Source organism: Neoaquamicrobium microcysteis (assembly GCF_008180155.1).
GTDB lineage: Bacteria > Pseudomonadota > Alphaproteobacteria > Rhizobiales > Rhizobiaceae > Aerobium > Aerobium microcysteis.
On record NZ_VSZS01000054.1, the window covers coordinates 43,361 to 67,458 of the forward strand.

Consider the following 24,098-nt stretch of genomic DNA (forward strand, 5'->3'; position numbering starts at 1 on the left):
ATGACGACCAGCATCGCACGCGCCGGCCTGTTGATTACCGCCTTGTTCATAGCAGGGTGCAACGGCTCGCTCGAAGATATCGCGCCGACGAGCGGCCCGGCCAAGGCCACGCGGCCCCTGCCGGACAAGATCGTACAGTCGATGCGCGCCAAGGGCATGTCGACGACCGCGCCGATCATGGTGCGCATCTTCAAGGAAGAGGCGACCCTCGAGGTCTGGAAGCAGAAGACCAACGGCCGCTACGACCTCGTCACCAACTACGACATCTGCAAATGGTCGGGTAAGCTCGGGCCGAAATTCACGGAAGGCGACCGGCAGGCGCCCGAGGGTTTCTACATGGTGCGGCCGCACCAGATGAATCCGCAGTCGCAGTATCACCTGGCGTTCAATATCGGCTTCCCCAACTCCTATGACCGCGCACACGGCCGTACGGGGCAGCATCTGATGGTACACGGAGCGTGCTCGTCGGCGGGCTGCTACTCGATGACCGACGCGCAGATGGAGCAGATCTACGCATTCGCCCGCGACGCCTTCAAAGGCGGGCAGACCGAATTTCAGGTCCAGGCTTTCCCCTTCCGCATGACGGCGGCCAACATGGCGCGCTACCAGGACGACCCGAACTACGAGTTCTGGACGATGCTGAAGGAAGGCTACGACCATTTCGAGATCACCAAGAGCCCGCCCAAGGTGGACGTTTGCGGCAGGCGCTACGTGTTCAACCAGATCGCCCAGCCGGGGCAGGCGTTCTCGCCGACGGCGGCCTGCCCGGTGACCACGCAGCCGGAGACGCTGCAGGTGGCCTACAGGAGCTACCAGGCGACCTACGACGCGGCGTTCTCGGCGGCGGCCGGGAAGGGCTCTTCCAAGAGCACACCTGCGCCGTCCATCGCCGGCCTCAAGGAAGCAGCGCTCGTGGCCGACTGGTCGCGCAGGCGCGCCCGTGGCGAGCGCGTGACGCGCGAGCCGCCTTCGCTCGACCGGCCCGACGTGCTGATGGCAGAAGAACGCCCGGCAGCGCCGGCAGCTGCGCCGCGGCTCGAAACCACGGTTGCAGCCGTGCCGACGCCCGCACCGGCCGAGCAGCAGGCCGCTGCGCCCGCGGCCACCACCAGCGCGTCGCCGCTTGCCTCGCTGTTCCCGCCCCGCCGTACTGCAGCTCCGGCTGTCGCACCTGCCGCCGAGCCCGAAACAGCCGCTGCGGCCGACGGCGCACCCATTCCTCCGGCAAGCCCACAGGGCGAGGCGGCAGCCGCGGCAGCGGCCCAGCCCGCGCCTGCGAAGCCCGGCCTGCGCAGCCGCCTGCTCGGCATGTTCGGCGGCTGAGCTGGCTTGGACGATACGATCGAGGTCTATGATCTGAGGGGGCTGAACTGCCCCCTCCCGGTCCTGCGCGCCAGAAAGCGGCTTGCCGGGATGGCGCCGGGGGCGCGGCTATGGGTGGAGACCACCGATCCGCTGGCCGTGATAGACGTGCCCGCCTTCTGCACCGAGAGCGGCCACAGCCTTGTGCAGAGCGAGGCTTTCGACGGCGGTCACAGGTTCCTGATCGAGCGCGGCGTCAGCCCTTGAAGCCGGCGATGGCGAGAGGGTTGTGCTCGACGGCAGCGCGGTCGGGCGTGTCGAGCACCGGCTCGCCCATGAATGCCGAAAACAGACGCCGCAGATAATCCTCCGGCAAATCCTGCGCGATGATGACGATGCGCGTGCCGCGCGCGCCGTCGGGCCAGCCCGGCAGGCGCGCGGGCGGATGCAGCAGTTTCTGCACGCCATGAATGACGAGGGGACGCTCCGGGTCCTCAGCCAGTTCGACGACGCCTTTCATGCGCAGCAGCTTTTCGCCCTGCGTCGAGCGCAGCAGGTCGAGAAAGCTTTCGATGGTCGACCAGGACACCGGGCGCTCATGCGTCAGCGACACCGTGCGGATGCGATTGTCGTGGCCATGGTTGTGATGGTCGTGGGCATGATCGTCATCGTGGTGGTGGTGGTGATGCTCATGGGCGGCCGCACCCAGCCAACGGCGCACGTCGGCGGTCTTCGTCTCCGGGTTGTAGACGCCGCAATCGACCAGCGCGGTCGCAGGCGCGTCGGCGGCGTCGAGAACCGTGGCGCCGGGATTGAGGCTCGCAAGCCTGCGCGACAGCGCGGCAAGCTGTTGCTCTTCCGCCAGATCGGCCTTGGCAAGCACGATGCGGTCGGCAACGGCGGCCTGGCGCACCGCTTCCTCGTGGGCGTCGAGCGTCGAAAGGCCGTTCACCGCATCGACCACGCAGACGACGCCGTCGAGCCGCAGCGCCTGCACGAGTGCGGGATGGCCCATCACCGCCTGAAGCACGGGAACCGGATCGGCCAGGCCGGTCGTTTCGACCACGATGCGCTTGAGCGGCGCGATGCGGCCGGTGTGCATCCGGTCGACGAGGTCGGCCAGCGTGTCCACCAGTTCGCCGCGCACGGTGCAGCAAAGGCAGCCGTCGGCAAGCTGGATCACGCCGTCGGATGCGGCCTGCTCGACCAGCATGTGGTCTATGGAGACCTCGCCATACTCGTTGATGATGACGGCGGTGTTTTCCAGCGCCGGGTCCTTCAGCAGCCGGTTGAGCAGCGTCGTCTTGCCGGCGCCGAGGAAGCCGGTGAGGATGGAAACCGCAATGGGGGGATGCTGCACAGGATCAGCCGCCTTCGGCCACGGCTGCGGGCGTATAGGCAGGCCGCGGCGTGGGAATGGGCACGTCGGCATAGCGCGGCGCGGTCGATTCGGGCCCCGTCGCGCCGCCCAGCGAAACGGCGACGACCGTCGGCTCACGCGTCGGTTCCGACAGGTAGGGCGAGGTATAGAGCGGCTTGCCGGCCGGGCCGCGCGCCTCGGTCACCGCCTTCCAGTGCGCCTCGGTGCAGATGACCGGCCGCAGGTTGACCGCGCCCGCCGCCTCGCGGCCGGTGGGCCGAAGCTGGCCGAGATAGGGCGCGGTGTCGCCAGATGTGGCGAAGCCGCGCTCCAGCAGGTTGGCCGCCTTGTCGGCGCGCGCCTCCACCGTGGGCTCGCCGATGACGACGGCCATCAGGCTGCGGCCGCCTCGGGTTGCCGTCGCGATGAGGTTGAACCCGGAAGGGCAGGTGTAGCCGGTCTTCATGCCGTTGGCGCCCGCAAAGCGCATCATCAGGTCGTTGTGGTTCTCCATCACCGTGTTGCCGGACTGGAGCGCCTCGAGCGAGAAATAGTGCGCGTATTGCGGAAACTCGTTGCGCAGCGCCATGGCCAGCACGGCGAGGTCGCGCGCGGTGGTGACCTGCTCTTCTGCGTGGAGGCCGTGGGCATTGGCGAACCGCGTCCTCGACATGCCCAGCCGCAGGGCCTCGCCGTTCATGCGCGCGACGAAGGCGTTGCGCGAGCCCGCCACGCTCTCGGCCAGCGCGGTCGCTACGTCGTTGGCCGACTTGACCATCAGGATCTTGACGGCGTTGTCCACGGTCAGCACCGAGCCGGGCTTGTAGCCCATCTTGCTCGGCGGCTCCTTCGAGGCGCGCTCGGACACGCGGACGGGCGAATCCAGCGCGATCTCGCCGGCCTTGATCGCGCGGAAGGTGACCATGACTGTCATCAGCTTGGTGAGCGAGGCGGGATACCACGGATCGAACGCGTCCTGCTGCTCCAGCACCTTGCCGGTGGCCAGATCGATGAGCACCGAAGGGCCGGCCTGCGCCGCCGCGATGGTGAAGAGTGACGAGACGGCACCCGCCAGAAGAGCCGTCGAGAAAAGCATCCGCCGCATGGTCAAACCGAAATCGCCTCTTGCCGTGATCGCCCGTGGGTCATTAAGGTCGCTTCAAAGGGGGCACAGCCTCCCTTGGACAGCCGAAACACCAGGGCCCCCTTAACGTTCGCCCCTGCTATTTAGCCTATGTGACGCCAAGATGGCAAAGCCGTCATGGGTTCACAATCGCGGCAGACGGGGAGGGGACCTGCCAGCAAGGACCGACCGATGCCCGTACTGAACCGCGTTGCCGAGATGCATGACGAAGTGACGGGGTGGCGCCGCCATCTCCATACCATTCCCGAGCTTCTCTACGACGTGCACCAGACGGCAGCCTTCGTCGAGGAGAAGCTGCGCTCGTTCGGCTGCGACGAGGTGGTGCCCGGCATCGGCAAGACCGGCGTCGTGGGCATCATTCGCGGCAATCTGGGTGCGGGGCCGACCATCGGCCTGCGCGCCGACATGGATGCGCTGCCGCTCGACGAGATCACCGGCAAGCCCTACGCCTCGCAGACGCCGGGCAAGATGCACGCCTGCGGGCATGACGGCCACACGGCGATGCTGCTGGGGGCAGCGAAGTATCTCGCCGAGACCCGAAACTTCGCAGGCTCGGTGGCGGTGGTGTTCCAGCCGGCCGAGGAAGGCGGGGCGGGCGGCAAGGCGATGGTGGATGACGGGCTGATGGACCGCTTCGGCATTTCGCGCGTGTTCGGCATGCACAACATGCCGGGGCTTCCCGTCGGCCAGTTCGCCATCCGGCCGGGACCGATCATGGCGGCGACGGCCGAGTTCACCATCACGGTCAAGGGCAAGGGCGGGCATGCGGCGATGCCGCACGGGACCATCGACCCGATCGTGATCGCCAGCCAGATGGTGCTGGCGCTGCAGACGATCGTGGCGCGCACGATAGACCCGATCGACTCCATCGTGGTCTCCGTCACCAAGTTCAACGCGGGCGACGCCTACAACATCATCCCCCAGGAGGCGGTGTTCGCGGGCACGATCCGCACGTTGCGCACGGAAGTGGGCGAAGCCTCGCGCGCGCGGATGCGCACCATCTGCGAAGGCATCGCGGCCGCGCACGGCGCGAGCGTCGACGTGCATATCGACGTGAACTATCCCGTCACCCACAACAATCCCGACGAGACCGACTTCGCCTCGGGCGTGGCGCGCGAGATCGCGGGCGAGCCCAACGTGCACGGGTCGATCAACCCGGTGATGGGCGGCGAGGATTTCTCCTACATGCTGGAAGCGCGCCCCGGCGCGTTCATCTTCGCGGGCAATGGCGACACGGCCAATCTCCACAACCCGGCCTATGACTTCAACGACGAGCTGATACCGCACGGCATCTCGTACTGGGTGCGGCTGACGGAAACCGCGCTCGGCCGCGCGGCCTGATCCACACCCTTTCGCCAGCCGCCAAAACGGTTGGCGAACGCCCGCTAAACGTCTATATCGCGGCTTAGCGGTCCCGTAGCTCAGCAGGATAGAGCACCAGATTCCTAATCTGGGGGTCACAGGTTCGAATCCTGTCGGGATCGCCATAAAAAAGCATTTAAAATCAATACCTTAATCTCATCAATGAATTGTGTGCCAGTCACTTTTGGTGCGAATAACTACTATAGCAATACCATGCGGGGTAGACGATCCATGCAAGCGCCGGGGCTCCTGGGCCGGTTCTCGCTGGCGATCCTTTCAGATTGAAGCTCCAACAATGCTGTGTGTCGATGGAAATTGAGCGCCCATACGAGGGACAAGGCGCCACGTGTGGTGTAGCCTTCCATTATTTGGGAGGGTGACAATGGATAGGCTGGAAGTCGATCTGGAGCATTGTTACGGAATCAAAGCTCTAAAGACATCATTCGACTTCGAAAAGTCGAAAGCTTACGCCATTTATGCACCGAATGGTGCGATGAAGACCTCCTTCGCCAAAACGTTCCAGGATGTTGCGAAGGGTCTGGCATCAGGGGATCGCATATTTCCTGCTCGGATAGGCAAGCGGACCATTTTAGATGAGACCGGCGCAGCCTTGGATGCGGAAAACGTGCTGGTCGTACAGCCTTATGATGAAGTCTTCGGTCATACTGAAAAGACCTCCACTTTGCTCGTCAATTCCGACCTCCGGTTGGAGTACGAACGCCTCCATGTCGAAACGGAGGATGCGAAAGAGGTGCTCCTCAAGGCGTTGAAGAAACAGTCCGGATCGAAGAGAGATCTAGAGAACGAGATATCTAGGGCGTTTACCGCGAGTGACAACCAGTTCTTTAAAGCATTGCTAAGAGTTGAGTCGGAAATACTCGAACAAAAAGATATGCCGTTCGCCGACCTTAAGTACGATATATTATTCGATGAGAAAGCAGTTGAGTTCCTGTCGACGCCCGATGTGCGCTCTGTTATTAAGGAATACATTGAGAAATACAATGAGCTTATAGCTGCCTCAGTTTATTTTAAGAAGGGAGTTTTCAATTACTATAACGCAGGAGCTATCGCAAAGAGCCTGGCTGATAACGGCTTTTTCAAAGCCAAACACTCGCTACGACTTCATTCCGATGCTCCGAAAGACATATCGACCCGAGAGGAACTTGAAGAGCTTATCGCGAAGGAAAAGGAAGCGATAAGCGAAGATGCCGAGCTTAGGAAAAAGTTCGCGGAAATTGAGAACCTGCTGCAGAAAAACGCGGGCATGCGCACATTTGACGCGTACCTATCGGAGCATGAGGACATCCTGCCATTTCTAGAAAATATGGCGAGTTTCCGTGAAGAGGTGTGGAAGTCATATTTAAAGACACACCAGGACAAATATGCCGATTTGATCGGGAAATATCGGGCCGCACAAAAGCGACGCGGTGAAATCGAGGTGGAGGCTGCCAAAGAAAGGACCCAATGGGAGGAAGTAATTGATATTTTCAATGATCGTTTCTTTGTCCCATTCAAGCTTGTTGCCAAAAACCGGGTCGAAGTCATACTAGGACAGCAACCCATGCTGAGCCTAGGATTCACGTTTGAAGATGGCGAGGAGTCGGCTAGTGTAGATAGGCTGGCTTTGATGGCGGCTCTAAGCACTGGCGAGAAAAAGGCCCTCTATGTCCTGAATATAATCTTTGAAATACAGGCTAGGCAGAAGGCCGGGACCAAGACGCTAGTGGTAGTCGACGATATCGCCGATTCATTCGACTACAAGAACAAATACGCAATAATCCAGTATCTTAAGGATGTTTCCGAAGGCGATAATTTCCGCCAAATTATTCTGACACACAATTTCGACTTTTTCCGCACCGTCAAGGGCCGTTTCGTCGGCTACGCGAACTGCCTGATGGTGTCAAAGAGCGCCGCCGGCATCACACTGAACAAAGCGGCTGGTATCGACAACGTTTTTATAAAGGATTGGAAACAGAATTTCTTTACGGACAACAAGAAACGAATCGCGTCAATCCCGTTTATGCGAAACTTGCTGGAATTTACAAAGGGGGAGGCGCATCCGGAGTATGTAAGATTAACTTCGCTTCTACATTGGAAAGCGGATTCACCGATCATTACGCAGAATGATCTATGTAGTGTGTACGATGGGCTTTTTGGCACGACCACGTCACCGGCAAACGGGACTGCATTCGTGGTAGACATGATATTTCAAGTGGCGGAAGATTGCCTAGTAGCTGGCGCGGGTGCCAATTTTGAGAACAAGATTGCCCTGTCAATCGCAATTCGTCTCAAAGCCGAGCAATATATGGTCGACAAAATTGCCGATCAGGCCTTCGTTAATGGCATTACCAGCACTCAAACCCCGCGCCTCTTAGAAAGATTCAAAAATGATTATCCCGGGAGCGCCGCAGGACCGATACTGGATCGCGTCATGCTCATGACCCCGGAGAACATACATTTGAACGCATTCATGTACGAACCAATTATCGACATGTCGGATGAGCATTTGCGCAAGCTCTACGTCGACGTGAAGGCCTTGGCATAGAGAGGCCTGAAACCCCATTGATGCCGTTTTACCAGCATTAGCCTGCGACGAAAAAGCGACCGATGCGCAGCTTTTGGGACCGTTAACATGTAGCTCGAACAGATTCGAAGGTACGTTGCCTTAGGTGGGTTTGTATGTACGAAGTATATTCTGGGTAATGCCCTTTTCCGCCTAGAACCTTACCTTCTCGATCTCGCCCAGAACGATTTGATCGTCTCGTCTATCATATAATTGCGTGGTACGCGTCGAGGCATGGTTGGCCATCTTCGCAGCCTTCTCCAATGTCCCGCCATTAAGAAGATATGCCGTAATGCCGGTTGCTCGGAAGCTGTGATTGTTTATCTGGGTTTCGATGCCAGCCGCGCGTGCCCTACGCTTGACCATCACAAAGGCATTTGGATGAGCAAGTCGGTTTGATCCTAGGGAACCGCTCTCCCTGTCCCACGATGGAAACAGCCAGCCATGCGGGTCGGGAAGCAAACTACAGCGCTCAATGTACTCGGAAAGCCATTCTTCAAGCTCATGGTGGCAAGGCATGTCGTGAAGTTTGCCCCCCTTTTCATGCAGGCGAACCCAGAGCCGGCGATTTTGGGGATAGACGTCCCGAACCCGCATCATCAGGACGGCCCCGATGCGCCCGAAAGTGTACAGCATTGTTCCAATAAGTGCCCGGTCCCGTAGGCCGATGTCGGTTGATACATCTATTGCCGCTATTAGCCGGCGAGCTTCGGAAGGATCGAGAACCGGGGCTTTTCCCTTGCCGATTGTTTGTCGTGGGCTTCGAACCGATTGGGCTGGGTTGACGTTGATCACCCGACGGACGACGAGCCAGTCAAAGAGCATCTTCAATCCTGCCAATCGCTGCTTCACAGTGGCGATTGCGTGGGATTGGAGGTTCAATTCGACCCAAGCAGCTACATGAACGGGCTCAACAGATGACAATGTTCTAACGCCAAAGCCCTCGGCCCACGTCAAAAACCGAATTGCCGATTGGTAATAGGCCAATCGTGTGTTCGGATTTCGGATTGTCGCGGAAAAGAACTCAACAAAGTGCCGAGCGGCGGCCGGCTCCTTGGCAATCAGGCTTGGAACGAACCTAATTGAAGCGGGGGTAGTTTCAATGCGGTTAGAGCTTGTGAGTATGGGCTGGACACCGTGGTTTTAGAAGTTGGATTGGCGTAAGTGGTCGCGCACACACATCGCATATCGACTGGCTTGCGATCGAGTGTCGGAGAATGAGGTCTTCGATGGCCCGACGCTCGACGATAAGAAGCTCGTTTGGGGTCACCCATCGGACCCGCATTGCACCTAGATGGCTTGAAATTCTCGAAACAAAGATTGTGATGTCGGTTTGGCGGGCAAGGATGGTAAGATCACGACCCAAGCCGTCAATCAAGTCATACCAGCCATCGCCGCATTCTATGGAAATAGTTTGATGCGCCGTCCTGAGCATCCTCCAAAATACTCTTGGATTATTCATGACAATCTGCTGATATAGGCGCTCGTTCATAATCGCATTTTTATTAATAATTGGTATTATATAATAAAATATGCAATTGTATTGGAAATTTTAAAATCTTCTTTCGAGGGTTGAGTGGCATACGGGTGATAAAAAATCAAACGTATGCTCTAGAACTGAACGTTCGTTTTTATCCGCGCGGTTTGAAAGTTTGCATTTGCATCAGTAGAGGGCGATATGCGGGCAGGCTAGTTATCTCTGAAGGCGGCGCAACCAAGATCGTGACATCTTTACTTCGCCCCGCGTCTGCGGCTTCCCACTCAGCAGGCCAGGCCTGTCCACTGATCCTCACGACACATGCCAACGAGCCGAAGTCGAATTTCCATACTGTAGCCCCTCTCAGCCTTGCCTTGGTCGGCTCCATTGCAATATCCATCGGCTCACCTTTGGCGACGATATTGGGCTGGATGAATATAACTGGGGCATCAATAAACCTGTCCTCGAAAATTGCTTCGCGAATTGCCTGCTCGTACGGGCCGAGAGAGGATGAGCGGCCATCTACCCGTTCTGCGGCGTCGAACCGCCAGACAACAGACAATGCAAACTTCTTGAGTAAGGCGGGCATCGGGTTGGAGACGGTGAAATCCATCCGCTGACGCTCTCGAGCGCGCCGAACGAATCTCACACCATAGTCATCAACCTTTCGCAGTTTGCCCTCGTGGGAGGAACAAAGAAAACTTCTCCATCGTCCGCTTTGAAGGAACTCCAAGCGCGAGTCGCCTACGCGCCCCGAAATGAGATGAGTTTCCCCGCGACGTAAATCATGTGACAGCGCCCTCGGCCAAAGATGCGACCGAACCGTCGGTGACACGCCGCAAATTATGCAGCTATTGCTTTTCCCCATCCCTCGCCCTTTTGACGTTCCGCCTTGTGATTATCTCCATGCTCGGCGAAGCTCTACATTGTGGGAGGCGTGTGCATGTCTAAACTGATCGAATCAATTCAACACGACGCTATTGACCCAACCGTGCGTGTCTCAACGCTTCTGAGGAAGGTGAAGCTAGCAGCAGCTAAACTTCAACTTCCGGAGGTTGAGGAATGGGTTGAGAATGAACTCAACGGCTACAAAGGCAAAGTACCCCCATATAGGCAGATCAGGGGATCGCCGCGAGCGTTCAATCCCTACAACGGCTGGATACCAATAGGCGGCGATCCAAAGACCGTCAAAGCAATCTCGACGGCTTCCACGAAACAGTCCGTGGCCGCCATAGAGGAGCTGATAACGTCCACGAAAAGTGGTGATGCTCTGCAGCAGCCTCTTCCCCCCGAGGTCATAAACGCCCTCAACCGGAACGCGGAGTTTGGGGGCTTTGGTGACATGGCCATCTTCGTTGGAAGAGCAGACGTTGCTGCTATCCTTGATGTCGTCAGGAACAAGGTTCTAGATTGGGCTATAGCGCTCGAGAGACGTGGCATTACCGGAGAAGGGATGTCTTTCACAGCGAAAGAACGAGAAGAAGCGAAGCAGGTTATGGCGAACTTCACGATCGGAAGCATCGGCAACTTCATCGGCAATATGGGTAGTGGGAACACGTCTGGCGACATAAACACGTCTGACGTTTCAGCCCCTCAAATTTTGGAAGTCACCAATAAGATTAAGGCCGCCCTGCCGGAGTTGGAGCGTGCTGGCGTTGATGCGGTGTTACTGACTGCGACGATAGAGGCAATCGAGCAAGCGACCGCTCGTGAGTCTACTGACAAAGGAAAGCTTCAGGGCCTACTTACAGATGCGCGGAATGCTCTTGTGGGGGCTGCGGGCAATCTCACCGCAGACGGTGCCGTGGCCGCCATTACAGGTTTAATTCGGGGGCTTGGAGGTGGCGCGTGAAATTGAGCCTTACTAAATAAAGACCAACTCCAATTTTCCACATAAAATGGGTGAGAACGCGAATCCATATATATAATAATAAAGTAATATAACGTATTTTATATTATACTGTTGTTCTAGCGCAGGCGCCAATGTGGGCTTCTACGCGTGCTGCGAAGCGGTAACTGGCAAGGCTTCTCCTTGCCTAGCCCCGTCGAGGTTGTATCTGAGAACGTCTCCCCCCCTTGAGTGGCGGGGGTAGCGACGCCTCCTCGGGAGGGTCTTTGAACAACTCCGTCAGGTGGCATTCAAGAGCGCCGGCCAATTTCGCCAACGTAGTTGCAGTTGGGTTTTTCTTGCCGCGTTCGAGGTGGCCTACGTAGGCACGTTCAATGTCTGCTGCGAGGGCTAGGTCATCCTGTGAAAGCCCCTTGGCTACACGAAGCGATCTAACGTTCCATCCGATAAGTAATTGTATCTCCATTGCAGGAGAACGATCACCTAGCCACGCAAGAAACCACGTATTATAATACGTCGGTTAATACGACGAGAAGGCCGACACGAAAGCTATGGTCGGATCGCATTTGGGGGCACAATGAAAACAGCAGCAATTGTGGTGATCACGGCAATCTCTACCGCAATACTCACGACGCTTGTGCATGAAGTTAATTCGGTAGATGTGCTAAAAACGGAAACCTCGATGGCTACGCGATTTGACCGCCTAGAGATCAACGTGGAGGTCGATGGAGAGCAAATAAAATTCTACGACCTCATTGAGATAAAGAACACGGAGAAGGCATACATATATTGGGAGACGAAATTCATTCATGATGGCGACTATACATTATATTTCCAGTGTATAGATTTGAACACTATGGATAGCGATAGGCTTTTTATATTGGCTGTTAATCATGAGGATAATACTGAACTAAAAAACTATCACAACCTTAAAGTTGACAGCAGATATATTAACGGAATTGTTTCTAGATTATGCAATATCAGTGATGCTTTGCATAAGTAGACATTAAACTATAGGTGTGTTGGCGGTGGGGGCGATATATGAGAATTCTGATATCTTTTCTAGTAGTGATCTTTCCTTTGTCTGTCAGCGCGGCCAGCAGAGAAATCAATCCTTATCTTGCAGAAGCTCCTTTTTCGTACGACCTGATAGGCCAGCCGAAAGGGTGGGAGGGCGAAGGATCGAGGGGCTACGAGGCAAAAATACGAGTTCACGGACGAGTGTTTGATATACTCGTCACCTGCGCCCATGATGGAGGTGATAGTTGGTACCCCGTGCGAGAGGTGACCGTTTACTTTGGCGACGAGTTTTCGGTTTTCGATCTTTCTGGGCCGGGTGAACTAAATCAGGATCTACGGATGCCGTTGATTAATTCGGAGATCATCCCTCACGACTTTTATCGGAAGACGTGTGGCGAATAACCCGCAGTCAGCTATCGGCTACTGCTCCTGCTTCCTCATCTCTCGCACGTACATCAAGGCGCCATGGAGCGTCATGTCGGGGTGAGGGTTCAGCTTTTCAACATACGACAGGTAGACCGGCTGGGCGTTGGGTGTGAGAAAGAGGGGATTCGGACCGGGGCCGGTGATAATCAGAGCACCATTGGGAAGAAACCTAGCGGTGAAGTCGCGCTCGCTTTCTCCTTGGCCAGCTTGCCAAGCACTGTAGATGTTCTCGATATCGTCATCGACGTTGTCTCCCAGCCATTGATCTATGTTGGTTATCGTCTTCATACTGTTCTCCTCTCGGGCGTTCACCTGCGATCAGCAATATCATTAGGCAAATAAGCATGGCATCGGATTCTGAGTCCGAAACTGACTTTACCGATGTATTCCGTGAGCTGTCGCAGCGCAGGAAGGCCTCGACTGGGATGAGGGCGATCCGTAAAGCTCAAAAGCAAGCCGCGTCGATTCCCGATTCACGAGCCATTTTCCAACCCGGTATCAGAGTTACGAAACGCGTTACACTGGCTTTAGCTGCCTCGGGGCATCAGGGTCTGGCTGAGAAGATTGCGAAGTGTGACCGGAAGAAAGGTATTTGCGGAAGCATTTATTGCCAAAAATGTCGCGAAGGACTCTCAACCAGCCTTCTAAAGCGAACAAAGAAAAACCTCTTGCACAAGTTCCAAGACAACGAAGAGGGGCTCTTCACGGAGTTAAGGCATGTTAGCGGACTTGTAGATATTACAGCGCTTCAACCAAGCGATATTCGGTTCGCCATCAAGCAGGCGAGGGAGGTGTTTGAAAGAGCTGCGCACCGTCGCCCTTGGTTCAAGGCGGAAGGAGCATTTGAGCTTGAACTTGTTGACTTCAAGCACATGGATCGGATGAGCCCCCTCTATTCTCCCGAGAAGAAGACCTCATTGGAGGATTTACTCAGTGGGACACTTACTCGCCCGATGTACGGTGATGACGAGATGGTCGTTCTCGTCCACTGGCATGCGTTGATGGTTGGATTGGACGACACGACCGGCCTCACCAGGGAAGGTGGCCGTCAATCAACGAGAGGAAGCGCCTTCTCGGTTCTTCGCAAACACTATCACCGGCATCGCCAGCTATACGTCCAGCCTCTCAGGCGGCCGAAAGTGAGCAGTACGATAGCCAAGGACATTTCGAAGATATGCAGTTATCCGTTCAAAAACGCGTATCGCTTGAAATACACGTTCGAAGGGTCAGATTACCAAAACGGGGAGTACGTGGACTTTAAGACGCTTGGCGAGTTCATTCACGTCTACAGGCAGATCGGCAGACACGGTAACAAAGGACTCCAGATATCTTACGGTAGCAGGCCCTCCTAGCTACTTTATAAAGAGCGACGTCGTTCGGAGCGTCCAAATTCAAGCTTTAAATAATCCTTGTTTCATAAGGGTTTGCGCAACCCAGAAATCCTCTGGAGCGCGCAATGCTTTGAAAGTGTAGGGCCGAGATTCCCGGTCAGTACTCGGAGGTTGACCGGAAGGAGTGGTCGTTCAGAAAGGCATCAATGTCCTTCGTTGCGTACAGGACCCGACGGCCAAATTTGCGGTAGATCGGACCAGTTCCCTTTTGTCGCATGGCTTCCAAAGTCTTCGGGGAGATTTTAATGACGTCAGCGAGTTCTAATTGAGTGAGATATGTATTTTCTTTCATGGCGCCTCCTTTGGTTGCCGGTTGATATGTAAAAGTACCTGGCAGTGACCCAGAAGGCTATGTTTCGTAAAATGTTTCCTGAAAAATCCTATTTCTAACGGCTGATTTACAGCGTAGGCAGTCGCGGTAGGTCATCTGTGAGAGCCCGAGTTGGACCGATACCCAGCATTGATACGTCTCATAAGCTCTAGGATTTTGTTTGTACGCCCGTATTTGTGCTGGGCTTGGTAAGGCTTCCCGCCATAGTTTGAATTCGGGTATATCCTCAGGAGGTCAGCCGCTCCATTGGGTAGGCTCGCCATTTTGATCCACGTCTTGGCCGCATAGCCTCCCCATCGGCCCTTTTTGTCTTTTCTCTCAAGATATGGATCGAACCGGATGCGGTCGGTATGCAGTCCGTTCTGGAATTTCAGCTTGAACCACGCTCCGTTGATGATCTTGAGGAACTCATCAATCTCTTCGGGATGTACAACCCATATAGCATGTACATGGATGTTCTTAGGGTTCTCAGGTATTTCGTTATAGTACCTCGAACCCTCGTAATCGATGCAGGCGATCGCCAAAGGCAACTTCTTTTCGAACTTCGATAAGTTATATCCAGAGCCAAACTGCTTTCGGGCGAGGCCGTTATAGAGTTTTTGAAAATTATCCATTTCCACGGAGAAGTCATTCTTTGCCAGCCCCAGCTTTCGTTTCTCGCGTTCAACGCGGTAGGTCGAAAACGTCATCGTGGTAAAGAACGCGCAGGATTCTAGAAAATCAACTTGGTTAGCATACTTCGAGGTGTTATTACGTCTGTAAAAGGCCGCGATCAGGTCTCGAAACCATTTTTCAGAGGCTGACCGCTGCTCAAAACTTAGTCGATAAGCAGACTTCTTTGGGAACATCAACTCGGATATTCGTAGGTTGGATCTTTCAGGGAGATTTGTTTTCCGTTCTCCGGTTGGAATTTTCATGTTTTTCGTTCTCCTCTTTTGTCAAAACGAACCTACCCCGGTTGCAAATGCAACCAGAGAAGAAATGCTGATTTGGCATGGTAGGCGCGCTCGGATTACCGTCTCACGCCAGTGCTTCAACCTATATAGGCTCCGGCATTCACCGGCTCGTTGAAGCTTGCTCTTTTAGCAGCGGGAAGGTGACTGGCGGAGCAATCAACCAGAGCCCTTCACTGCTTCGGCTGGTCTTCGGTTGGCAACGGCTCCGTCCTGCCGCCCACGACACCCTTCATTCGCGCCCCAAGCTCATCGTTGGCCTTCTGAAGATACTGGTCGGTCAGATGCACGTACCGAGATGTTGTTCCGTCATTCAGGTGGCCCATAAGCGCCCCGATTGTCTTCAGCGGCATGCCTTGGGCGGCAGCGAAAGAAGCAAAGCTATGGCGAAGGTCATGAAGCCGCACATCGTCTAGCCCGACAGCCTTCCTGATAGCTACCCAAGGCTTCCTGACGTTCTGGAGGGGCTTTCCAAGCTTAGCGCCTACTATAACGTACCCGTTGCCTGTGACCTGTGGAAGGGCCTCCAAAACCCCCACAGCAACGTCAGACAGGTGGATGGTTTTCTTGCCGGTCTTGGAGTCTGAAAGTATAAGCCGCTTGGCTGACAGATCGACGGAAGACCACTTCAACGTCCTGATTTCCGAACTTCTCGCACCCGTCAGGATTAGCAATCGAAAGAAGGCGATGGCATAGACATCAGCACCCTTCTCGGCTTCCATCCTATCGAGGTGCGACCAGAGGTTTTTCAGCTCCTCGTCAGACAAGTAGCGCTCTTTCGCATTCTCCCTGTACTTCGATATCCCGACCGTAGGATTGGTACGCTGAGGCCGGTACCCCCACTTCTCCGCGAGATTGAACATCTTCGACAAGAGGGCAAGGCACCGGTTGGCAACTCCCTTTCCTCCCCTGACCGGAGATCCACCCTTCTGGGCTTTCTGGACATCTTTGGGGTTGGTCGGGGCCGTCTTGCCCGTCTCAACCTTGATCTTGAACTCATCAATCTCCTTTGAGGTCACGTCGGCAACCGCCATCTTCCCAAGGAGCGGCTTTAAGTGGTTCTTTATGTTGCTGGCATCCTGAGCGGCGCTTGAGGCTTTCTTCGTTACCTTAGCGTGCTTCTGCATGTACTCGTTGCAGAGGTCCGCGACTGTGAAGGCTAGGTTGACCTTCTTAGTGGCGGGATCAACATTCGCGTTCAACTCCGCCAGGTATGTAATGGCCTGCTTACGGGCTGCATCTACCGTCAATGGGCCATATCGGCCGATGGTTAGCATTCGTTGACGGCCCTTGTATCGATACTTCAGCTTGAACGTTTTCGAGTGTGCATTCGCAACAACCCCAAAACCAATAGTGCCGGCGTCCCACAACTGTTGACCGATAGTAAGTGCGTCCACACGAGATTTCGTGATTGTAATTGAGCTTCGTTTTGGCATGGTCACCCTCAATATGCCGTTAAACCTATTTAGTATTTTCCAATACCAAAGAGCTACCATATCATCTAAAAATAGCTCGTGCTACAGTATGTTCAATGTGGCTCATCAATAGGTTTTTCAATGCGTTATAGGGTTTCTTGGTGCCGAATAGGGTATAGGAACTAATATTCCTAATCTGGGGGTCACAGGTTCGAATCCTGTCGGGATCGCCAGCGTTTCGCAGTCTGGCCATAGCTGGCGAGCCCCGCCATAAGCGACGCACGCAAAGTGCGGCGCGCGACCTCTGGCACGGATCGGCGGTGAAAAGTTCGGGCGGACTATCTGCTGGAAAACGGACCGGTCGGTCACGAGGTGTCTGGCGCGGGGCTGAGATGCGGTGCGCCAAGGGCTGCCGCCGCGAGCCTGAGCAGGGAGCCCAAAGCATCGCGCAGCGCCGGCATACGGACGAACGGCGATGCGGCGGCTTCGCAGTTGGCCAGCCTGCATGATGCGAAAAACAGCCTTGCCTGCCTGTCCAGTTGCCGGGCCAGCGCGCGAAGGCTTGCGGCGAGCCTCATGGCATCCGCCGGGCCTGTGCCTGCCCGCACTACCGGCATCGCGCCGCATACCGTGTCGCCTTCGACGAAATCACGCGCCACGGCCTCGGCCCGCCGCAGCAACCACAGGACAACGCTGCGGACTACGGGCGACCGCCCGGCGGCGCGCTCGGCCAGAACCGCAAGCGCACAGAGCAGGGCGACGATGCGGCCAAGCGCCGCCCGCTCCTCCTCCAGTGCCTCGTTCCAGTCCATTGCCGCCGCTCCGTTGTCCGGCGGGCATTGTCCGTGAGGGGCGGAGGGAGGTGGACAGGATACCTGGCGCGCTGCTGACCGATGCTGACAAGGGGATGTGTCCGGCTGCGAGCGGAAGCGACGCGGGGACGGGGAGTGTTGGGTGGGGTGCAGAATGTCGGCTTTCAGCAAATGCCCCGCGTTAGCGGCCATTTCAGCTGGCGGAGCCCGGAACGGATATGTCCCGGGCCCCTGACATTAGAGCTCCATCCCAATGGCCTTGCGGATGGCTGTTTGCACCGCAGACGGTGGTAGTGACGGGTCAAATTCACCCTTAGGCAGGAGCGGTGGCTGAGCCATGAAACGAGGCCTGGAGCCTCGATGCGGCTGTGCGGAGTGAACTAGGAAAGGGTGGCAGAGATAAACTGTTCCAGCCTCCCCGGTTGCCAGCACTTCTTCGCAGTTCGCAGTGGAAGCGAAGTCATCAGCGGCCAGCTCGCCAAGCGTGAGACCGCTCTCTCCGGCCGGTAGCAACTGCTTGGCAATAGCGCGGTGCGAGCCTTTGCGGATTTTCGTCGGTGCATCCAATTCCCCAACGTCGGAGAACAGGAACAACATCAGCAGAGCGCGGCCGCTGCTTTTCACATTGGCCCGCCACTGCATGAAGTCGAGATTGTCGGTGCCGAAGCTAACATCGACGTGCCATCCCACATCGCCCGGATCATTTGGCGACGGAAAACGCACCGGGAAAGTGCCGAGACCATTGGGCCTCACCCAGCGGCCCTCGCCGACCAAGGCATCGTACGATGCGTGCAGCATCGGAGTGTTGGCGGCCTCTACGAAAGGCCCGCCAGTCATGAAGCCCAACCGGATAACAGGCTGTGTCCATGTCTCTGGCGCGTCAGGGGAAAGCCCCATGGCTTGCCAAAGCTGGTCTCGCCCTTGTTGGGCTAAATCGCCATCAAAGGCGCCTTTCAGTTTTACATAACCTTGATCAATGAATTGCTCGATCTGAGCCGGGCTCAGACCGGAATGAGAAGCTTCCGACATTCAATAAATCTCCGCACGGCCTCCACGCAGGACGGGCCGTTATGCTCTGAGTGGCACCAAGGTGCCGCGACGACACTGGCCGTCAGATCAGCGGAAAGGATGTGGACTTAAACATCATCATGACCCGAAACTAGCTGTCGAGCTTCTTGGTGGCAAGGCATCCCCCTGAACAACCGGAAAACCGGCTTGCCATGTCCGCTTTACTGAATGCTTCGGAACAAATCGGATGGCAGAAATTGGGTCGAAAGCTGCCATTGCCTACGGGGGGCGGCAAGCTGCGCATATAGCGCGACATCGCTGGCGCGCGGCGGCTGCGGCTAGCCGCCGGCGCCTTCGAGATAGGTCAGGCACATGGCGACGAGCTGTTTTCGGATGGCGGCCTGGGCTTTTGCCGGCAGGTTTCGCTCGAAGACGTTGCGCACGGTGCCGAAGATCACCGAGAGCAGCGTGGCGTTGACCAGATCCAGGTTCGCATAGGCTGCATTGGGGGCCGTGGCGAGCATTGCCGCCGTCGCCTTGTCCATGCGGTGGGCGAAGGCCTCGATCAGCGCTTCGTTGTCGAGTTCGACGGCCGAACTGTAGAGCACGCGCGTGACATCGCTGCGCTCCGTCTTGGCGTCCCAATAGGCTTCGATCAGGGCTGCGACCATCGCGGCGGTCGGCCTGCCGTGGTGGCTGAGGCAGACCGCTTCAATGCGGTCGGCCAGCCGATCGAGGTAGCGTTCGTTGAGGGCGTAGAGCAGAGCCTGCTTGTGCGGGAAATACTGATACATCGTGCCCACCGATACGCCGGCACGTTCGGCCACGCGCGTGGTGGTCAAACGGTGCACGCCTTCGGCCAGCAAAACCTGAATGGTCGCCTCGAAAATGGCGTCGACCGTGACCGCCGAGCGGGCCTGGCGCGGCCTTTTGCGGGCATTCAGGTGCCTGGGTGCTGGAACGTCCATATGCGAATCCAAAACACGAATGATCCTTCATATATTCTCGTCAGGCATCTGACCAGTTTTTGAAGGAATTCGATGATGACGACGCAGAGAATCGCACTGGTGACCGGCGCGAACAAGGGAATAGGGCTGGAGATCGCCCGCCAGCTGGCGCAGACCGGCGTCCACGTGCTGCTCGGGGCGCGAGATGTCGCCCGCGGGCGCCAGGCGGTCGCATCGCTCGCCTCGGCTGGGCTCGATGTCGAGGCGATCGAGATCGACCTCAACGACCAGAAGACGATCGAGGCGGCGGCGGAGGCGATCGGCCGTCGCCATGGCGGGCTCGATATCCTGGTGAACAATGCCGGCATCGTCGATGCGGAAGACGGCCCGCCATCGGTCGCGACCGCCGCCGCCGCCCGCCGGCTGATGGAGACGAACTTCATCGGCACGCTCGCCGTGACGCAGGCCATGCTGCCGCTGTTGCGACGGTCATCGGCCGGCCGCATCGTCAACCTGGCCACGACGCTGGGATCGCTCTCGATCAATGGCGATCCGACCTCGCCTTACTATGATGCGCGGCTGATCGGCTACAACGCGTCGAAGGCCGCGCTCAACATGCTGACCGTGCAACTGGCCGCGGAGCTGAAGGACACCTCCATTGCGGTCAACTCGGTGGCGCCGGGGTACGTGAAAACCGACCTGACCGGCAATAACGGGTTCATGACCGCGGAGGAGGGTGCGCGCCTGCCGGTGGAGTATGCCTTGCTGGGCGATGGTGCCGTGTCGGGCCGTTTCGTCGAGCCGGCCGGAAACGCGCCGTGGTAGCTCGCGCCGGTTACAGGCGATCGGCGGCGATCCAGAGGCCGGCCGCCACGATGGCGAGAGCCAGCAGGAACTTCCATGCCCGGACGACGATGATTGCGGGGATGATGGCGGATGCGAGCCACCACCCGGCGACCTCCATATATGCGTGGAGGGCAGCGGCGCTCACGCCGAAGGCCGGAACGAGCGCGTAGAGTTCGTTTCTCGTCCACGGGCGAGGAGGCGGCGCGGGCTTGCGGCGGGACGGGGCGGCCGGTGCGGATCGTGCGGCGGTCGATGACGACGCAGCCCAGCTTTCCGTGCCGGGGATCGTCCCCGAGCCGCCGCAGCCGATGCAGGTGTTCTGCTGGCGGCTGGAACCTCGCCCGCTGCCGCCGCAGGCCGCGCAGGCGATGTGCGTGAAACCGCCGGTTCCGCTGCCTCCGCACGAATAGCAGGGCGGGTAGTCGCCATAGGTCCAGCCGTAGCCGGCGCACACGTTGCACGTCGCCATCTGCATCCCCGCGGTCGCGAGGCAGCATCATCGCATGCGGCGAAGTTCCGGCGAAGGCGATCAAAAGGCGTAGCGGGAGGCGCGAGCCCTGCAAGCATAGCGATTGGCGCGCGCGCATAGCGCCTGGCGGGTGGCGGCGAGGTGCTGCCGCGACTATCCAGCGCGGCTTCAACCTTTCAGATGGATGCCGCCATGCGCCGTGTTGCCGCCGCTCTTGCCCTTGCCGCTCTTTCGACCGCTCCCGCGCTCGCGCAGGAACCGCCGATCGGGATTTTCCGCTGCCACGACACGAGCATGGCGCCTTTCGGCACGCTGCTGCTGGACGGGCAGGGCATGTACCAGATGATCGGCACGAGCACGCCGGACTGGGCCGCAGACCCGGCCCTGCAGCAGAACGGCGCCGGCTCCTACAGCGTCGACGGCACGCAATTGCTGCCGGGCGACGGTCCGCTGAAGGTTCTCGATGCCACGGGAAATTTCCTCGGCGGCGGGCAGGAGGCGACCATCGCCTTTTCGGGCAAGAAGGGTGCGCTCCTGACCTGCCTGTCGACGGTCGGCGGATAGAGGCGGCAAATTCGGCTGCCGCCGCCTCGATCCGTCCCGCTTACGACACGACCGCGCCGTCGGGAAAGCGCCAGCTGGAGCCGTCCGAGACGGCGAGCCGGCGATTGGCCGAGCCGTTGGAGACGTAGACGAGCTGGCCCGCAGGCGATGCAGAGGGCAGGCCGGCCACGGTGTAGGGGCGAAGGCGGTGGTGGCGGTTGGCGTCGATCACTGGGTTCGCGCCGAACATCGACAGGCCTGCGGCGTGGTCCAGCCGCATGATCTCGCTTGCCGCGCCGGACGATGCGGGTGCGACCGCGAACTCGATCCGGCTTTCGCCGTCGCCGCCGGAAGGGCTCGAAGCCACGCATCGCCCGTCGATGCGCGCGGAGGTGTTGAATGTCGCGCCGGTGTAGTAGTTGAAGATGACCGAGCCCATCAGATCGCCCGACTGGACCGCGGCGGGGGCGGCAAGCGTCCCGCGCGCCTTCCTCATCGCCTGGATGGGGCCGTTGGCATTGTCGCTGTAGCGCGTGCTGCGCAGGCCGGTATTTCCGTTGGCGTAGAGATCGACCAGCATGTTGGCGCCGGTGTCGTCCAGCAGGGTCATGAAGTGCCCGTCGGCGCTGTCGGTGCCGACGCTGATCGACTTGACCCGCATGTTGCCGCTGGCGGCATCGACGCGCATGGCCTGCGTCCACGTCTCGCCGTCGGGGGAGACCTTGATGCCGAGATGGTCGTCGCCGAGAAGCCCGATTTCGGCGCGACCGGACCATCCCGTCTGCATGGTCACGCTGAGCATGCCTGCCGGCATTTCCTTGTTGAGCACGTAGCGCAAATCGCCATTGCCGCCCTCCGCATCGTAGCGGGCGGTCCACAGCGCGGCGTTCAGCCTGGCGGCGAACGGGTTCTCGGCATCGGCCATCGTGCCGACGCCGAGCATCTCCAGACTGTCGGCCATGGGCTGGGCTCCGACGGACAGCCACGTGCTGCCGTCCCACGCCAGCAGCGCCTGCTCGCCGGCGACCCAGGCCAGCCAGCCGGTGCGCGGAGACAGAAACGTCCAGCCGCCATCCTGCCACGCGGCGACCTGGCTCTCGCGGCCCTCCCACGCGTCGACGGCGTCGTCTCCGACGATATGGCGCTGGCCGTCCGACGGTTCCGCCGGGGGAGACGCGCGGTCGCGGTCCACCACCGAAAGCTGGACGATGGCGTCGAGCATGCGCAGCGCCTCGTTGTGGGTGACGTGCTTTTGCGCCTGCGAGGGCATGATGTAGGGTAGGCTCAAATTGGCGGTTTCTTCCACGATCTGGTGCTCCTTTGCGTGCGACCCGGCGGCGAAGCATAGGTCTGCACCGGCAGGGTGTGGACAAAGGGCGGGGCCGTCCGCGCATCAGGGGCGTTTCATGGAAGTCGAGAAGCTGGCGATACCCGAGGTGATGGTGCTGCGGCCGGTGCGCCATCAGGACGATCGCGGCTTCTTCTGCGAGACGTACAACCGGCGCACGCTGGCCGAATGCGGCATCGAGACGGAGTTCGTGCAGGACAACCACGCGCTGTCGCGCCGCAAGGGCACGGTGCGCGGGCTGCATTTCCAGATACCGCCATTCGGCCAGGACAAGCTCATCCGCGTGGCGCGCGGCGCCATCCTCGACGTCGCGGTCGACATCCGGGTCGGCTCACCCACCTACGGCCGGCATGTCAGCGCGGTCATCAGCGCAAGCGAGGGCAACCAGATCTTCGTGCCGGCCTGCTTCGCCCACGGCATCGCCACGCTCGAGCCCGACACCGAGGTGATCTACAAGGTGAGCAACCACTACTCCGCCGCGCATGACAGGGGCGTGCTGTGGAACGATCCCGATCTCGGCATAGACTGGCCGGTGGGCGACGCAGATGTCACGCTGTCGGACAAGGACAGGGCGCAACCACGCTTCGCGGATATCGAAGACTGGTTTCGATAAGTCAGGTCGATGGAAAGGCCGGCAAAGAAAAACCCGCCGGGGGAGGAGGTCCGGCGGGTCTATCTGAAGCGCGACAAGGGAGGAGGTTCGTCGCGCTGGGTGTCGGCTCTCTGGGAGGAGGTAGATCACCGACAGGAGTGAAATAGGAACCGGGCGACGCGATTGCAAATGCTGAAAACGCATGGCTGCCTTGCGCGAACGGCTGCGCCGTTCCGCCGCATCATCCAGGCCGGAAACCTGCACCTTGCCAGCGAGGCTGCGGCGGCGGCTGGACAGGTTTTGCGACGCAGTTCATGATCGAGCCGTCTCAAGCAAAGGGAGGCTGTTCATGGGCGTTGAAAGTCTTATCGTTTTCATTCTTATCGGTGCCATTGCCGGCTGGCTGGCGGGGCAGCTCGTCAAGGGGTACGGCTTCGGCCTGCTCGGCAACATCGTCGTAGGCATCGTCGGCGCGTTCATCGCCGGATTGCTGTTTCCAGCGATCGGCATCAGCCTCGGCGGCGGCATCCTCGCGGCGATCATTCATGCCACGATAGGCGCGGTCATCCTGCTCGTGCTCATCCGCCTCATCAAGCAGGCCTGACGAAGGCTCTGGCCGCCTCTATCGCCGGCTGCCGAACAGGGCGATCGCGGCGACCGCGAGGGCGGCCAGACCCACTACGGCCACAGTGCGCTGCGGGTTGGCGCGAATGGTCTCTTCCAGATCATGCGCCCGCTTGCGGATAACCGGAAGGGCGTCGGAAACGCGCTCGACGATCTCGCCGTAAAGATCGCCGGCCTCATCGCGGGTATCGCGATAGGCGCTCGCACCACGCTTGGCTGCAGACCGGCTGAGCGTCGCCATCTCCTTGCGCAGCAAGGCGATCTGACGGTGAAGGTCAAGCACATCGTCATTGCGTGAAAAAAGCGCCATCTCGAA

The 24,098-nt window shown here is 58.5% G+C and carries 26 protein-coding genes and 1 tRNA gene; 12 read left to right on the forward strand and 15 right to left on the reverse strand.

The genetic code is table 11. The features are described 5' to 3' along the window. Both FY036_RS03365 and FY036_RS03370 read left to right on the forward strand, forming a co-directional pair. Complete coding sequence (locus FY036_RS03365; protein WP_148913291.1) at positions 1-1,323, forward strand: L,D-transpeptidase family protein; 1,323 nt, start codon at positions 1-3, stop codon at positions 1,321-1,323. A gap of 6 nt (positions 1,324-1,329) precedes the next feature. Beyond that, entirely contained in the window at positions 1,330-1,569 is a 240-nt protein-coding gene (locus FY036_RS03370; RefSeq protein WP_148913292.1) for a sulfurtransferase TusA family protein, read from the forward strand. Here the strand turns inward: FY036_RS03370 and FY036_RS03375 are convergent. Further along, positions 1,559-2,662: a CobW family GTP-binding protein gene (locus FY036_RS03375; RefSeq protein WP_148913293.1), complete on the reverse strand. Its 1,104-nt coding sequence runs from the start codon at positions 2,660-2,662 to the stop codon at positions 1,559-1,561. The two genes, FY036_RS03370 and FY036_RS03375, sit on opposite strands and share 11 nt — an antisense overlap. A gap of 4 nt (positions 2,663-2,666) precedes the next feature. Next, positions 2,667-3,767 carry a D-alanyl-D-alanine carboxypeptidase family protein gene (locus tag FY036_RS03380; RefSeq protein ID WP_235897496.1) on the reverse strand — a complete coding sequence of 367 codons (1,101 nt, stop codon included), beginning with the start codon at positions 3,765-3,767 and terminating at the stop codon, positions 2,667-2,669. Positions 3,768-3,977: 210 nt separating this feature from the next. Between FY036_RS03380 and FY036_RS03385 the strand changes: the two genes are divergently transcribed. The 3 genes from FY036_RS03385 (at position 3,978) to FY036_RS03395 (ending at position 7,713) form a co-directional block, all read left to right on the forward strand. Continuing rightward, positions 3,978-5,147 carry a M20 aminoacylase family protein gene (locus tag FY036_RS03385; protein WP_148913294.1) on the forward strand — a complete coding sequence of 390 codons (1,170 nt, stop codon included), beginning with the start codon at positions 3,978-3,980 and terminating at the stop codon, positions 5,145-5,147. Positions 5,148-5,216: 69 nt separating this feature from the next. Then, positions 5,217-5,293 (forward strand) — tRNA-Arg (locus FY036_RS03390). A gap of 257 nt (positions 5,294-5,550) precedes the next feature. After that, a complete protein-coding gene (locus FY036_RS03395) occupies positions 5,551-7,713 on the forward strand; it encodes an AAA family ATPase (RefSeq protein ID WP_148913295.1) in 2,163 nt (720 codons plus the stop codon). 171 nt (positions 7,714-7,884) lie between these two features. On the opposite strand, the gene FY036_RS03400 is transcribed toward FY036_RS03395, so the two are convergent. Further along, positions 7,885-8,718 (reverse strand): tyrosine-type recombinase/integrase, encoded by an 834-nt coding sequence (locus FY036_RS03400; RefSeq protein WP_235897498.1) that lies wholly within the window; start codon positions 8,716-8,718, stop codon positions 7,885-7,887. A 644-nt stretch (positions 8,719-9,362) separates the two neighbouring features. Then, on the reverse strand, positions 9,363-9,821 hold the full coding sequence (locus tag FY036_RS03405) for a hypothetical protein (protein WP_148913297.1): 459 nt from the start codon (positions 9,819-9,821) through the stop codon (positions 9,363-9,365). 330 nt (positions 9,822-10,151) lie between these two features. Here FY036_RS03405 and FY036_RS03410 point away from each other — a divergent pair, with 330 nt between their 5' ends. Beyond that, entirely contained in the window at positions 10,152-11,060 is a 909-nt protein-coding gene (locus FY036_RS03410) for an AbiTii domain-containing protein (protein ID WP_148913298.1), read from the forward strand. 184 nt (positions 11,061-11,244) lie between these two features. On the opposite strand, the gene FY036_RS03415 is transcribed toward FY036_RS03410, so the two are convergent. Further along, positions 11,245-11,523, reverse strand: coding sequence for a helix-turn-helix domain-containing protein (locus tag FY036_RS03415; protein ID WP_148913299.1), 279 nt, complete (start codon positions 11,521-11,523; stop codon positions 11,245-11,247). Positions 11,524-11,634: 111 nt separating this feature from the next. On the opposite strand from FY036_RS03415, the gene FY036_RS03420 reads away from it, so the two are divergent. Then, entirely contained in the window at positions 11,635-12,060 is a 426-nt protein-coding gene (locus FY036_RS03420; RefSeq protein WP_148913300.1) for a hypothetical protein, read from the forward strand. A 437-nt stretch (positions 12,061-12,497) separates the two neighbouring features. Here the strand turns inward: FY036_RS03420 and FY036_RS03425 are convergent, their stop codons facing one another. Next, a complete protein-coding gene (locus FY036_RS03425) occupies positions 12,498-12,791 on the reverse strand; it encodes a hypothetical protein (protein ID WP_148913301.1) in 294 nt (97 codons plus the stop codon). 380 nt (positions 12,792-13,171) lie between these two features. Here FY036_RS03425 and FY036_RS03430 point away from each other — a divergent pair, with 380 nt between their 5' ends. Next, positions 13,172-13,855: a hypothetical protein gene (locus FY036_RS03430; protein ID WP_148913302.1), complete on the forward strand. Its 684-nt coding sequence runs from the start codon at positions 13,172-13,174 to the stop codon at positions 13,853-13,855. A 136-nt stretch (positions 13,856-13,991) separates the two neighbouring features. Here FY036_RS03430 and FY036_RS03435 read toward each other — a convergent pair whose 3' ends face one another. The 6 genes from FY036_RS03435 to FY036_RS03460 all read right to left on the reverse strand — a co-directional run bounded on the left by FY036_RS03435 (position 13,992) and on the right by FY036_RS03460 (position 19,381). Then, complete coding sequence (locus FY036_RS03435; protein WP_148913303.1) at positions 13,992-14,186, reverse strand: helix-turn-helix transcriptional regulator; 195 nt, start codon at positions 14,184-14,186, stop codon at positions 13,992-13,994. A 131-nt stretch (positions 14,187-14,317) separates the two neighbouring features. Next, positions 14,318-15,142 carry a hypothetical protein gene (locus FY036_RS03440; protein ID WP_148913304.1) on the reverse strand — a complete coding sequence of 275 codons (825 nt, stop codon included), beginning with the start codon at positions 15,140-15,142 and terminating at the stop codon, positions 14,318-14,320. Between the two features lie 209 nt (positions 15,143-15,351). Further along, entirely contained in the window at positions 15,352-16,674 is a 1,323-nt protein-coding gene (locus FY036_RS03445; protein WP_148913305.1) for a tyrosine-type recombinase/integrase, read from the reverse strand. Positions 16,675-16,958: 284 nt separating this feature from the next. Beyond that, entirely contained in the window at positions 16,959-17,405 is a 447-nt protein-coding gene (locus FY036_RS03450) for a hypothetical protein (protein ID WP_148913306.1), read from the reverse strand. Positions 17,406-17,642: 237 nt separating this feature from the next. Beyond that, complete coding sequence (locus tag FY036_RS03455) at positions 17,643-18,434, reverse strand: phytanoyl-CoA dioxygenase family protein (protein ID WP_148913307.1); 792 nt, start codon at positions 18,432-18,434, stop codon at positions 17,643-17,645. Between the two features lie 317 nt (positions 18,435-18,751). Next, positions 18,752-19,381 (reverse strand): TetR/AcrR family transcriptional regulator, encoded by a 630-nt coding sequence (locus FY036_RS03460; RefSeq protein WP_148913308.1) that lies wholly within the window; start codon positions 19,379-19,381, stop codon positions 18,752-18,754. 72 nt (positions 19,382-19,453) lie between these two features. Here FY036_RS03460 and FY036_RS03465 point away from each other — a divergent pair, with 72 nt between their 5' ends. After that, positions 19,454-20,185, forward strand: coding sequence for an SDR family oxidoreductase (locus tag FY036_RS03465; RefSeq protein ID WP_201744688.1), 732 nt, complete (start codon positions 19,454-19,456; stop codon positions 20,183-20,185). 10 nt (positions 20,186-20,195) lie between these two features. Here FY036_RS03465 and FY036_RS03470 read toward each other — a convergent pair whose 3' ends face one another. Beyond that, entirely contained in the window at positions 20,196-20,675 is a 480-nt protein-coding gene (locus FY036_RS03470; RefSeq protein ID WP_148913310.1) for a hypothetical protein, read from the reverse strand. Positions 20,676-20,867: 192 nt separating this feature from the next. Here FY036_RS03470 and FY036_RS03475 point away from each other — a divergent pair, with 192 nt between their 5' ends. Then, the gene (locus FY036_RS03475; RefSeq protein WP_148913311.1) at positions 20,868-21,239 is read left to right on the forward strand and encodes a hypothetical protein; all 372 of its coding nucleotides are present in this window, start codon (positions 20,868-20,870) and stop codon (positions 21,237-21,239) included. A 40-nt stretch (positions 21,240-21,279) separates the two neighbouring features. Here FY036_RS03475 and FY036_RS03480 read toward each other — a convergent pair whose 3' ends face one another. Beyond that, complete coding sequence (locus FY036_RS03480; RefSeq protein ID WP_148913312.1) at positions 21,280-22,524, reverse strand: DUF2793 domain-containing protein; 1,245 nt, start codon at positions 22,522-22,524, stop codon at positions 21,280-21,282. 100 nt (positions 22,525-22,624) lie between these two features. On the opposite strand from FY036_RS03480, the gene rfbC reads away from it, so the two are divergent. Then, positions 22,625-23,179: a dTDP-4-dehydrorhamnose 3,5-epimerase gene (rfbC, locus tag FY036_RS03485; protein ID WP_148913313.1), complete on the forward strand. Its 555-nt coding sequence runs from the start codon at positions 22,625-22,627 to the stop codon at positions 23,177-23,179. Positions 23,180-23,507: 328 nt separating this feature from the next. Next, positions 23,508-23,762, forward strand: a complete 255-nt coding sequence (locus FY036_RS03490) for a GlsB/YeaQ/YmgE family stress response membrane protein (protein WP_148913314.1) — start codon at positions 23,508-23,510, stop codon at positions 23,760-23,762. Between the two features lie 18 nt (positions 23,763-23,780). On the opposite strand, the gene FY036_RS03495 is transcribed toward FY036_RS03490, so the two are convergent. Continuing rightward, a complete protein-coding gene (locus tag FY036_RS03495; RefSeq protein WP_148913315.1) occupies positions 23,781-24,092 on the reverse strand; it encodes a hypothetical protein in 312 nt (103 codons plus the stop codon). Positions 24,093-24,098 lie beyond the last annotated feature (6 nt).